Annotated in this window: 8 protein-coding genes; 4 read left to right on the forward strand and 4 right to left on the reverse strand. The window is 67.8% G+C overall.

The annotated features are described in order from the left end of the window. The first annotated feature begins 209 nt into the window (after positions 1 to 209). The 4 genes from CW348_RS06695 to CW348_RS06710 all read left to right on the forward strand — a co-directional run bounded on the left by CW348_RS06695 (position 210) and on the right by CW348_RS06710 (position 5,183). Positions 210 to 1,643 (forward strand): RNA polymerase sigma factor, encoded by a 1,434-nt coding sequence (locus CW348_RS06695; RefSeq protein ID WP_011291021.1) that lies wholly within the window; start codon positions 210 to 212, stop codon positions 1,641 to 1,643. 365 nt (positions 1,644 to 2,008) lie between these two features. Next, entirely contained in the window at positions 2,009 to 3,286 is a 1,278-nt protein-coding gene (locus CW348_RS06700) for a glycosyltransferase family 4 protein (protein ID WP_011291020.1), read from the forward strand. A gap of 74 nt (positions 3,287 to 3,360) precedes the next feature. Then, entirely contained in the window at positions 3,361 to 4,092 is a 732-nt protein-coding gene (locus CW348_RS06705; RefSeq protein WP_011291019.1) for a class I SAM-dependent methyltransferase, read from the forward strand. Then, positions 4,089 to 5,183 (forward strand): prenyltransferase, encoded by a 1,095-nt coding sequence (locus tag CW348_RS06710; RefSeq protein WP_011291018.1) that lies wholly within the window; start codon positions 4,089 to 4,091, stop codon positions 5,181 to 5,183. Before CW348_RS06705 ends, CW348_RS06710 begins: the two co-directional genes overlap by 4 nt. Positions 5,184 to 5,243: 60 nt before the next feature. On the opposite strand, the gene CW348_RS06715 is transcribed toward CW348_RS06710, so the two are convergent. From CW348_RS06715 to CW348_RS06730, 4 genes are all read right to left on the reverse strand, one after another. Then, positions 5,244 to 8,633: a transglycosylase domain-containing protein gene (locus tag CW348_RS06715; protein ID WP_104612862.1), complete on the reverse strand. Its 3,390-nt coding sequence runs from the start codon at positions 8,631 to 8,633 to the stop codon at positions 5,244 to 5,246. Positions 8,634 to 9,290: 657 nt separating this feature from the next. Beyond that, positions 9,291 to 9,911, reverse strand: a complete 621-nt coding sequence (locus CW348_RS06720; RefSeq protein WP_016188247.1) for a class I SAM-dependent methyltransferase — start codon at positions 9,909 to 9,911, stop codon at positions 9,291 to 9,293. Positions 9,912 to 9,989: 78 nt separating this feature from the next. Beyond that, complete coding sequence (locus CW348_RS06725) at positions 9,990 to 11,165, reverse strand: pyridoxal phosphate-dependent aminotransferase (RefSeq protein ID WP_011291015.1); 1,176 nt, start codon at positions 11,163 to 11,165, stop codon at positions 9,990 to 9,992. Between the two features lie 72 nt (positions 11,166 to 11,237). Further along, complete coding sequence (locus CW348_RS06730; protein ID WP_011291014.1) at positions 11,238 to 11,618, reverse strand: BlaI/MecI/CopY family transcriptional regulator; 381 nt, start codon at positions 11,616 to 11,618, stop codon at positions 11,238 to 11,240. Positions 11,619 to 11,865: the final 247 nt, after the last annotated feature.

Here is an 11,865-nt window from a genome sequence, read left to right on the forward strand (position 1 = left end):
CAGCCACGTGGGATCCGGTGGAAATCGTCCGGATCCCACTGGCTTTTCCGCAGCACTCCCCCACATCATCCTTTTTGGGCAAATATTCCACGAAACCAAGACAATGCCGCCCTTGTCCGCTACCGTCTCAAACAACCTTCAGTTTCCGCGGTTAGAGCCGGACCGTAACACCTGAAGGCGTGAGGGGAAACGATCCAAGCGGAGGGGCCTTGACAGCGCCGCAGAGACCGGAGCGTCAGCAGATCAGCGAAGACCACGCGTTCGCCCTGCTGCTGCGGCAGGGCGAAGGGTACGAACGGTGCTACGACGCTTTCGCACCCGCGCTCTACCGCTACTGCTGGACCCTGCTCGGCGCCGAGCAGGAGGATGCTGCGGCGGAAGCCGTCTACGAAACCTTCCTGGCTGCCGTCGAACTCCTCCCCCGCCTGTCCGATCCTGACCTGTTCCGGGCCTGGCTGTTCGCGCTCGCCCGGGCCGCCTGCGAGCGGCACGGATTCGCCGCGCAGCCCGCGTATGCGCACCTCACCGTCCACAGTGAGCAGCAGCCTTTCGTTGCCGCGCTGAGCGCCCTCCTCCCCAGCCAGCGGGAACTGCTGGAGCTCTCCCTGCGGCACGGGCTGACCCACACCCAGATCGCTGCCGTCCTGGGCCTCGACCCTGAAACGGTGAGCGACCTCTGCCGCTCCGCAGCCCAGCAGGCCGCAGACCTACTCACCGAGCAGCAGCCCGGCGGCAGTCCAGGATCCCGGTGGTTCATCGCGGACATTCCCCTGGTCGTGAGCTCTATCGCGCTGCCCGGCCCGCCGCGTTCCCTGCGCGCCCGAGTCATCGCCGACTGTTCGGACGCCACCGCAATCACGCGGCGGGAGCAGGCTGCTGCCCTGCTCTGCCCGCTCGGAGCCAACGGCTTCCCGCTGCCGGGGGCGCGCGGCGCGGAAGCGGAGGCAGCCGAGCCCGTCCAGGCCGACGCGGCCGTCCCCGCGGCCTCCGCATCTGAGGCGGACGCCTCCCCGGCTGCCGCCGAGCCCGAAACCACGGACAGCGCTATTGCGGGGGAGCCGCACCGGCTCTCCGGCTGGCTGGTTCCCGCCACCGCCGGTCTCGTCACCGCGCTGGTCGCATTCAGCCTGTGGGGCCTGGGCGCGTTCACGAACCGGCCCGGGAACGGAACCGCGGCCGGGACCCCGCCCCCGGTGGACGGGGTGAGTGTCGCCCCCATGTCCGATCACGTCCCCGCGAGCGCCGCCCCGGACACGGGCAAGGTGCCTTCCATCGAACTCACCGAGCCGACACTGGAGCCCACACCGGAAGAACCCGTCGAACCGGTGGCACCGGACAGCGTCGAGGACGACACTGCCGAACCCGCCGCCCCGCCAGCAGAGCCCGACCCAGCGCCTCCTGCCAGCGAAGACGCGGCAACGGTCGACCCTCCCGCGCCTGCTCCGCAGCAGCCTGCCCCGGCACCGCGCGAGGAACCGGCCAGTCAGCCCCAGCCTGCTCCCACGGCGCCTGCCGCCCCCGCGCCGGCACCGGCTCCCGCCCAGCCCGCCCAGGAAGACCCGCCGCCGCGCCGCCCGGGAAGCGGCGTGATCTCGCTCCTCGAAGGAGTCCTGGGGCTCCTCGGCTTGCACGGCAACCGCTGACGCGCCCGCATCTCCACGGGGGCGGCCTGGAGGTCCAGGCCGCCCCCGTGTGGCATGTGCGGGGTTCCTCCCGGAAAATCCCCGACAGTCGTCGCTCTGTGTGATCGAATGAATACGCTCGCCCCTGCGGCGGCCGGTGGTCCCGTACCCCCGGAAAAGATCCGCAAGCGAACTGGTGGGTAATATGCGAGGCGGGTGACGGACAGGTGGGTTATCAACAATGTCGGAACGAGAAGCAACCGCACCGCATCCCGAAACCGCCCGACGTCCCCGCTGCCCTGAGCGACTCCACCGCCATCGTGAGTACGCGGACCAGCCCGCTACCCGCGGGTTGACCCGCGCCTCCTCGCCTGTGATGGGTTCCCATGCCTCTTGACCGTCCTCTGCGCATTGCCCTGCTCTCCTACCGCAGCAAGCCCCACTGCGGCGGCCAAGGTGTCTACGTCCGGCACCTCTCCCGCGAACTCGCCGCGCTCGGACACCATGTGCGCGTCCTGTCCGGCCAGCCCTACCCCGTGCTCGACGACGGTGTCACCCTCGACCCGGTCCCCAGCCTGGACCTGTACAACGACGAGCACCCCTTCCAGGCGCCGCCGATGCGCGAATGGCGGGACTGGATCGACGCGCTGGAAGTCGCGACCATGTGGACCGCGGGCTTCCCGGAACCGCTCACCTTCTCCCTGCGCGCCTTCCGGGAACTGCGGGCCCGCCGCCACGAATTCGACGTGGTCCACGACAACCAGACACTGGGATACGGCCTCCTCGGCATTCAGGCGATCCTGCCCACCGTCACCACCATCCACCACCCGATCACCGTGGACCGCCGCATCGAACTGGAGTCCGCCACCGGCTGGCAGCGCTGGTCCAAACGCCGCTGGTACAGCTTCGTCACCATGCAGGGCCGGGTCGCCCGGCGGCTGCGGTCCATCCTGGTGCCCTCCCAGTCCTCTGCGGACGACGTGGCCCGCGAATTCCGGGTCCGCCCCTCGGTGATCAACGTGGTCCCGCTCGGGGTGGACACCAGAGTCTTCCACCCGCGCCCCGACATCACCCGCGTACCCGGCCGGATCGTCTGCGTGGCCAGCGCCGACAGTCCACTCAAAGGCGTCGCCGTCCTGCTGCGGGCCGTCGCCAAACTCGCCACCGAACGGGACATCGAACTGACGGTCGTCAGCAAACCCCAGCCGGGCGGCCCCACCGAACAGCTCGTCGACGAACTGTCGCTGCACGACCGTGTCACCTTCGTCAGCGGGATCGACGAGACCGAGCTCGCCTGCCTTCTCTCCAGCGCCCAGATCGCGGTGATCCCCTCGCTGTACGAAGGCTTCTCCCTGCCCGCAGTGGAAGCCATGGCCACGGCGACGCCGCTCGTCGCCAGCCGAGCGGGCGCCCTGCCCGAAGTGGTGGGAGACGACGGGGCAGGCCGCCTCGTCCCGCCTGGTGACGCGGAAGCGCTCGCCGCGGCCATCGCCGAACTGCTGGACAACGACGCGGCACGCGCCCGCATGAGCGAGGCCGCCTGGCGGCGCGTCCAGGAAAAGTTCACGTGGCGCACCGTGGCGGAGAACACGGCCCGCCACTACGCCGCCGCGCTCGACGCTGCGCAGCGCGGCCGGGCAGACCGCTCCGCCGCGGCCTCGTAGCCGGGGCCGGGGAACGCACCCCAGACGCGTGTGACGCAGAACACCGCAGGTACACCAACCCGAAGGAGCCTTCCCTGATCACCATCGACTTCACCCTGTTTCCTGTCGGCCCCGGTCACCGGGTTCTGGACCTGGGCTGCGGTGGCGGCCGGCACGCGTTCGAGGTCTACCGCCGGGGCGCCGACGTGGTGGCTTTCGACCAGAACGCGGAAGACCTGGCTGCGGTCTCCGCCATGTTCGCCGCCATGCGCGCCGAAGGAGAAGCCCCCGCTGAGGCCACCGCCGAGACGGTGCGCGGGGACGCGCTCGCCATGCCCTTCGACGACAACACGTTCGACCGGGTCATCGCGGCCGAGATCATGGAGCACATCCCGCACGACACCGCTGCCATGGCCGAGATGTACCGGGTCCTCCGCCCCGGGGGGATCGCCGTCGTCACCGTGCCGAGCTGGTTCCCGGAGCGGATCTGCTGGGCGCTGTCCGAGGAGTACCACACCGTCGAAGGCGGCCACATCCGCATCTACACGCGTGCGGAACTGGAAGCCAAACTCAAAGCCACGGGGTTCATCATCGGCCCGCACCACCACGCGCACGCCCTGCACTCCCCCTACTGGTGGCTCAAATGCGCGGTGGGCACCACCAACGACTCCCACCCGCTCGTCCGCGCCTACCACAACCTTCTGGTGTGGGACATGCTCAAAGCCCCCCGCATCACCCGGGTCACCGAACGCCTCCTCAACCCGCTGATCGGCAAAAGCGTCGTGGTCTACCTGCGTAAACCCCGGAATGATGGGGACACCGGATGAACCGGCACGACCTTCCCGAGCTGCCAGGTGTCCTCCGGGCCGACGAGATCGCGCGCAGCGCCGCCTACCTGCTCCACGCCCAGGAGCCTTCGGGGGCGATCCCGTGGTTCCCCGGCGGGCACCTCGACGTGTGGGACCACATCGAATGCGCCATGGCGCTGTCCACCGTCGGCCACTACACGGCAGCGGTGCGCGCCTACGACTGGTTGGCGGCAGTGCAGCACCCGGACGGGTCCTGGCCCGCAAAACTGCGGCAAGGCACTGTCGTCAACCCGCTGCGGGAAGCCAACCACGCCTCCTACCTGGCCGTCGGCGTCTGGCACCACTTCCTGGTCACCGGGGATGACGCGTTCCTCGAACGGCTCTGGCCCACCGTGCGTGCCGGGATCGGTTTCGTGCTCGGCCTGCGCACCGAACGCGGCGAGATCCTCTGGGCGCGGGACGCCGACGGGTCCCCCGGCGACCACGCGCTGCTCACCGCTTGCGCGAGCATCCACCATGCGCTGCGCTGCGCAATCGCGCTCGCCGACCACTTGGACCACCCCCAGCCGGACTGGGAGCTGGCTGCTGCCCGCCTCGCCCACCTGATCTGCGAACACGAAACCGTGTTCGCTGACCGCAGCCGCTATTCCATGGACTGGTACTACCCGATCCTCGGCGGGGCGATGCGCGGCGCCCGAGCGGAGAAACGTATCGCGGAGCGCTGGGACACGTTCGTCGTCCCCGGCCTCGGCATCCGCTGTGTCAGCGACCAGCCGTGGGTGACAGGGGCTGAAACATCCGAACTGGTGCTCGCCCTGGCAGCGATCGGCAGCCGGGACCGCGGTGCTGAACTGCTCGCCTCGATCCAGCACCTCCGCGACCCGGACGACGGCGCCTACTGGACGGGCTACCAGTTCGTCGAAGACGTGCGGTGGCCGGTGGAACGCAGCACGTGGACGACGGCGGCGGTCATCCTGGCGGTGGACGCCTTGTGCGGGGCCACGCCGGGCTCCCAGGTCTTCACCCGTATCCCCAGGGCTGCGGAGCAGAGCGCCGAAGGGTGCTGCGACCAGCCGGTCGTGCTCCCCGCGGAAGCCGGTCTCGCCTAGCCGCTGACCTGACGTGAAAGGGTGGGGCCGCCCCACTGTCGAGACGGCCCCCACCCCTGATCAGCCTGACGGAGGTAGCCCCCCTCCCGGGAAACCAGGATCCGGGCCTCCCGGCTCGGGCACCACGGGTTCCGGAACAACCGGTTCGGGCACCACAGGCTCAGGCACCACAGGTTCGGGAGCCGGTTGCGGTACTTCAGGCTCGGGCGCCGGGTTCAGGCCGTCCTGGTTCGGGCCCTGGTCCTGCGGGGTGTCCGCAGGCGTGCTCGGCTCCGGCTGGGGCGCCCAGTTCTGCGCGGATCCGCCGAACGAGGGCGACGGGAAGTCCTCCACCGGCTTGTCCGCCAGCGCCTTCTGCATGAACGTGCGCCACACGGTCGCCGGGAGCGTACCGCCGGACAGGGTGCCCCAGCCCGGCACGTAGAACCTCTGGTTGTCGCCGCTGTAGATGCCCACCGCGGCAGACAATTGCGGGGTGTAGCCGACGAACCAGGCGGCCACGCTTCCGTCGGTGGTCCCGGTCTTGCCCGCTGCCGGACGCCCAATGTTGGCGGCCGTTCCGGTACCGGAGGTGATCACCTGGCGCATTGCGTAGGTGGCGTCTGCTGCCTGCTCCTTGGTGAGCACCCGGTTGCGTTTCGGCTCGGGGCGTTCCTCTTCACCTTCCTTGTTGATGATGGAAGCGACCACGTGGGTCTCGATGTGTTCGCCGCCGTTGGCGAAAGTCGCGTAGCCGCCCGCCTGGTCGGTGGGGCTCACACTGTTGGCGCCCAACGGCAGCACCGGCACCAGGTCGATGCTTCCTTCGGGCAGCCCCATGGCGTAGGCGGTTTCCGCGACCTTCTCCAGTCCGACCCGCTGAGCGAGGTCGATGTAGCCGAGGTTGTTGGAGACCGCGGTGGCCTGGATGAGGTTCATCGGACCACCGGGGGCGTTGCCCGCGTTCTGGATCCGCGTGCCGTTGATGTACCGGGGGCCGCGGCCGTCCACCACCGTGTGCAGGCTCAACCCTTCCTTGAGGGCTGCGGCCAGCACGTACGGCTTCATCGCCGACCCTGCCTGCGCGGTGCCGAGGAACGCGCTGTCGTACTGGTTCTCGAAGTAGTCCTCTCCGCCGTAGAAGGCCAGCACCCCGCCGGTCTTCGGATCGACCACGCTGAGCCCGACCCGCACCCCTTCGGGGAGGTCGTCGATGGGCACGGTCTCCTGCACGGCTTCGTAGGCCAGCTCCATCAGCTTGGGGTCGAAGGTGGTGTGGATCTCGTAGCCACCCCGGTTGATGTTGTCCTCGGTGTAGCCGAGCTCCTCCAGCTCCTTCATGGCCTGCTGGAACATGTAGCCCTTGTAGCCGCTGAGGTCGATGTTGTCCTGCGGCCGTTCCGGCAGGGGTTTGGGGAACTTGTACTCTGCCGCCTCGGCTTCAGTGATCGACCCCATGTCCACCAGGCCGTTGACCACGTACTGCCAGCGGCTCTCCATCTCAGGAGTGGTGTCGCTGTCCGCGAAGCCGAACTTGGTGGGCTGCTGGATGGCTGCGGCGAGGAACGCCGCCTCATCCGGCGTGAGGTCGCCGACATCCTTGTCGTAGTAGGCTTCCGCGGCCGCCTGGATGCCGTAGGCGTTCCGTCCGAAGTAGATGGTGTTGAGGTACTGCTCCAGGATCCACTCCTTGCTCTGGGAGCGGTCGACCTTGAGCGCGATGATGATCTCCTTGAGTTTGCGCTCGATGGTCTGCTCCTGGCTGAGCCCTTCGTAGTAGTTGCGGACGAACTGCTGGGTGATGGTGGATCCGCCCTGGAGCTGCTTTCCAGTGACGGTGGACCACACCGCACGCGCCGTACCGGTGATGGACACGCCCGGCTCGTCCCAGAACCCGCGGTTCTCCGCGGAGAGGATGGCGTTCTGGACGTGCTCGGGAACCTCGTCGAGGGAGACCGGTTTACGGTTGACGCCGCGTTCGGTGAGGACTGATCCGTCGGCGTAGTAGAAGATGGAGCCCTGCGCAGTCGCGTCGGCCTGGGCTGCGTCGGGGACCTCGAACATCGAGTAGGCGTAGGCGAATGCGCCGGTCACCAGCCCCACGAGCAGCACGATGACGATCAGTCCGGCGCGGGTGATCCGCCACCACAACGGTTTCTTCCGCTTGGTTTTCTTCGCTGGTGCCTTCTTCTCCGCGGGGCCGCTGGAGTGCGAGGTTCCCGACGGGGCGGTGGGGGGAGGCGGACTGGCGGGTCCCACACCGCCTGCGGCAGCAGCCGACTTCCGGAACCGCGGACGGAGGGGGCGCTTCCGGAGCCGCGATTTCAGGTTCTCGCGGAGGACCGCGGTGGTTTCGAGCTTGGTGCTCTCGGAGGGGTCGGTCGTGGAGGGTGCGGCCTGGCTCTGCGCTGCCTCTACCGGGGAGAGCTGGACCGTGGTCTCTTCGCCGCTGCCGTGACCGGTGGGGGTGACGGGGCTGATCCGTTCGGTGGTCTCCTCCGCATCCACCGTGGCAGAGGAGGCTGGCACATCAAGCCGTTCCGTGGCTTCGTCGTCTCCCGCTCGTGCAGCAGACGGACTGAGCCGTTCGGTGGTCTCCTCCGCATCCACCGCACCTACCGGGGCTATCTGCACCGTGGCCTCATCAAGACCACCAGAATCGCCGCCCGCAGCATCAGCCGGGCGGAGCTGCTCCGTCGCCTCCTCCGCATCCACCGCGGTAGAGGAGGCTGGCACATCAAGCCGTTCCGTGGCCTCGTCGTCTCCCGCTCGTGCAGCAGACGGACTGAGCCGCTCCGTGGTCTCTTCGTCGTCCGCCGCGGCCGACGACGGCAGGTTGATCTGTTCGGTGGCTTCGTCGTCTGCCCCGGGGCCGGAGGAGGACGGCGGGCTGAGCCGTTCAGTGGTCCCTTCCTCGTCCACCGCAGACGCATCCGCCGCATCTGTCGGGGTTATCTGCACCGTGGCCTCATCAAGACCACCAGAATCGCCGCCCGCAGCATCAGCCGGGCGGAGCTGCTCCGTCGCCTCCTCGTCCTCCTCTGCACCAGCCGCAGCCGCTGCAGCCTGGTCGGTGTCCTCGGCGGGAGACGCGGTCCCGGCATGCGTGTCTGCGTCCTGGGCCTGCTGGCCGTCTGCTCCGCTACTGGCTGCGGAGTCCGCGGCCTGGTCTCCGGCGTCGTCGAGATCGATCCCGTACTCTTCGGCCAGGCTGCGGGCAACCTTGTCTCTAAAGAAACTGCCGCTGTCTTTGAACGCGCTGGCCTCGAGGTAAGGGGATTCCCCAGCGGAAGCGAACCATTCGGGTTCGCTCCCGTCGTCGACATCGTCAGCACGAGCGTCAACGCCAGACTCGTCGACGCTCACATCGTCGTTCGTTACGGAAGAATCGGCGACAGTCGCTTCCTCGGTCTCAGGGCGCGGAGTGGTGTCGCCTCTACTGCTCTCGCTCAGTTCGTCGCCCCCTGGCATCGTCGCTCCCACACATTGCAAGCGCTAACGGTTTGACGCGCAGACGGGGGCGATGGGTTCACGAAAGGGTCGTTTTGAGACAGGCGTTACTGGGGGCCGCCTGCTCCCTCACGCCTTACGATACCGGCCCTTACTGACGGACCCGCCCCCCGTCCGCTCCTGCGGACTTCCGGGGATGTGCTTATGGTCAGGTCGAAGAAAATCCGGGCTCCTGTAGGACAGGAAGCGACACCTCACCTCTCATACAGTGCATCGTCGGCAAGTGCACGAAGTCACCGTGCTCTGTTCTCATTGGCCCACCAGCCCAAGCGTTCAACGGTTTCCCTCACCCGTCCGTGAGCAGCGTGCTGGTCCGGCGCAGTGAACAGGTGCTGCTGCGGAAGGTCTCACCCGGATGGTACGTAAACCCTAGGACGAAGCACGGTGGAGGTGGTCAGCCGTTCTCGTCCCCGCCACGGTCTTAGCGTCAGCGCCCTCAGCGCGGCCCGTGTCCCGGCCACGCGGCTTCTTCTTCCCAGCGCCGCACGCACGGACGAGACGTGCGCCTGGTGCACTTTTGTGTATACCACCGCAGACTCCCCCAGTTGCGGGAGAAATCTGCAGAAATCCATTCCGGGGCGGAGTGCCGTGCCCGGTTTCTTCCCGCTGGGACGCCTGTCACCGTTTGCGGCGCAGGACGCGCAAGGAACCGTGGGCTCGTTCTTCGACGAACTCTCCCGACTCCAGCGCCCGCCGGTAGATGTGATAGGGCGGCCGTCCCCCGTCTGCAGGGTTAGGGAACACGTCGTGGATGACTAGGGCTCCGCCGACGCATACGTGCGGACTCCAGCCGGTGTAGTCGGCTTGGGCGGCTTCTTCCGTGTGGCTCCCGTCGATGAAGACCATGCCGAGCGGGGTGTTCCACAGGCGCGCGACCGCAGCGGAGTGGCCCACGATCGCGATCACGTGGTCTTCCAGGTCAGCCGCGGCCATGGTTTCCCGGAAGGCGCCCAGCGTGTCCAGTTTGCCGGTCGTGGGGTTCACGAGGGAGGGGTCGTGGTATTCCCAGCCGACCTGGTGTTCCTCGGAGCCGTGGTGGTGATCCACGGTGATCACGACCCCGCCGACCTGTTGGACGGCTGCGCCGAGGAACACGGTGGACTTCCCGCAGTAGGTGCCGATTTCCAGCACGGGTCCTAGGGGCGCGTAGGCGAGCGCGGTCTCGTACAGGACCAGTCCTTCATCGGTGGGCATGAAGCCTTTGGTGTTCTCGGCCACGCGCAGGAGGTGGTCGGGCATGGGTGTGGTCACGGCGATCCTCCCGTTGTTGTCAACCGTTCCCGGGGAGCACTGCTGGTGCTCCTTTGAGCGGGTACGCTACCGGTCGCCCCATGCGCGGAGCCGAGCGGCTGCCTCGTCCAGCACGTCGTCGCGTTTGCAGAAAGCAAACCGGACCAGGTGGCGGCCGTGGCGTTCGTCGGCGTAGAAGACCTGAGCCGGTATGGCCACGACCCCGGCGCGGCGGGCAAGGGTGCGGACGAAGGTGAGGCCGTCGTCGTAGCCGAGCGGGCGGATGTCCGCCATCACGAAATAGGTGCCCTGGGGCGGGTGCACCTGGAATCCTGCGGCAGCCAATCCGGCCACTAACCGGTCGCGTTTGGCGTGGAGTGCGTCGCGCTGCTCGGAGACCCAGTCCATGCCGTGGCGCAGCGCGGTGGCGACCGCGAGCTGTTGGGCGCCGTTGGCGGTGAAGGTGAGGTACTGGTTGACCGTGGCCACGGCACGCACCAGGGGTTCGGGTCCGGTGACCCAGCCGATCTTCCACCCGGTGACGGAGAAGGTCTTCCCTGCTGAGGAGACGCTCAGGGTGCGCTCGGCCATGCCGGGGAGGGCGGCGAGCGGCAGGTGGGGTGTCCCGTCGAAGGTCAGGTGCTCGTAGACCTCGTCGGTGACGGCGACGAGGTCGTTCTCTCGGCACAGCCGGGCGATCCACGCCAGCTCGTCGGCGGTGAACACGGTGCCGGTGGGGTTGTGCGGGGTGTTGACGATGATCGCCCGAGTGCGGGGGGTGATCGCGGCGGCCAGTTCGTCCGGGTCGAAGGTGTACCTGCCGTTGTCGGGGGACGGCCGGAGCGTAACCGGGCGGCGCACTCCGTGGGCGAGCGCGATCACCGCGGAGTAGGAGTCGTACATGGGCTCGAACAGCACCACTTCGTCGCCCGGTTCGACGAGGGCGAGGATGCTCGCCGCAATGCCCGCGGTGGCTCCAACAGTGATGTACACCTCGGTTGCGGGGTCGTAGGCAAGGCCGTAGCGCTCTTGCCGGTCCGCGGCGATGGCGGTGCGGAGTTCTTCCCGCCCGTACCCGGGGGGATACTGGTTGACGCCTTCGGTGAGGTACCGGGCGGCTTCCGCGAGGAGGAAGGGCGGCCCGTCCGTGTCCGGGAAGCCCTGCCCCAGGTTGATCGCGCCGGTGTGCTCTGCAAGCCGCGTCATCTCAGCGAAGATGGTCTCGCCGAATGCGGCCATCCGCGCTACTAGGGGTTCACTCACGGCCTTACCTTAATCCGCTTTCCTCCGTTTCCGGAGAGGACCGTGAGGTTTTCTGCTATCCCGCACGGGAGTTTATGAGGCGATCCCCCGACGTATTCGCATTTCTGAGAGCGCTTCGTGCAGGCGGGTCATCTCTTCGTCGCTGAACTGTTCGATGAGACGGATCATGGTGGCCCCGCGGTCTCCTCCGGAGTGCAGTACTTCGCTCATGATGCGCGCTGTGTGCTCCTCACGGCTTTCCCGGGGCTGGTACCGCCATGCTCTCCCCACTTTCTCGCGGTCCAGGATCCCCTTGTTGACGAGGATGTTCGCGACGGTCATGACGGTCGTGTAGGCGATATTCCTCCGGTAGGTCATGGTTTCGCGTATTTCGCGCACGGAAAGCGGACGGTCCGCTTTCCACAGGGCGTCCATAATGGCGGATTCCAACTCACCGAATTCTCGTATCTTCATGCCCCCACCTCCGTGGCAGCATGCTAAGAGCGGAGCCCTCTCAAGTAGGGGGAAACGCAGCGAAACACACCGATCCGTGCTTTTCTTTCGGGCACCACTGCCGTTTTCACCGTGCTGCCGGGATCTCTCCGGTGTTTTCGTGACCGAGCAACCCGTTTTCGTCGTCTCCGCAAGGTGGAGGTGGTGGACCGCCGGGCCAGGGCGACGACTGCGCTGCCGGGGTGGTGCGGGCTGCACCGCAGACGTG

The organism is Thermobifida sp. (genome assembly GCF_017577275.1).
Classification (GTDB): Bacteria; Actinomycetota; Actinomycetes; order Streptosporangiales; family Streptosporangiaceae; genus Thermobifida; species Thermobifida fusca.

Coding starts and splice junctions, on each gene's coding strand:
- CW348_RS06700 (WP_011291020.1), top strand. CDS start 2,009: ATGCCTCTTGACCGTCCTCTGCGCATTGCCCTGCTCTCCTACCGCAGC.
- CW348_RS06710 (WP_011291018.1), top strand. CDS start 4,089: ATGAACCGGCACGACCTTCCCGAGCTGCCAGGTGTCCTCCGGGCCGAC.
- CW348_RS06715 (WP_104612862.1), bottom strand. CDS start 8,633: ATGCCAGGGGGCGACGAACTGAGCGAGAGCAGTAGAGGCGACACCACT.
- CW348_RS06720 (WP_016188247.1), bottom strand. CDS start 9,911: ATGCCCGACCACCTCCTGCGCGTGGCCGAGAACACCAAAGGCTTCATG.
- CW348_RS06730 (WP_011291014.1), bottom strand. CDS start 11,618: ATGAAGATACGAGAATTCGGTGAGTTGGAATCCGCCATTATGGACGCC.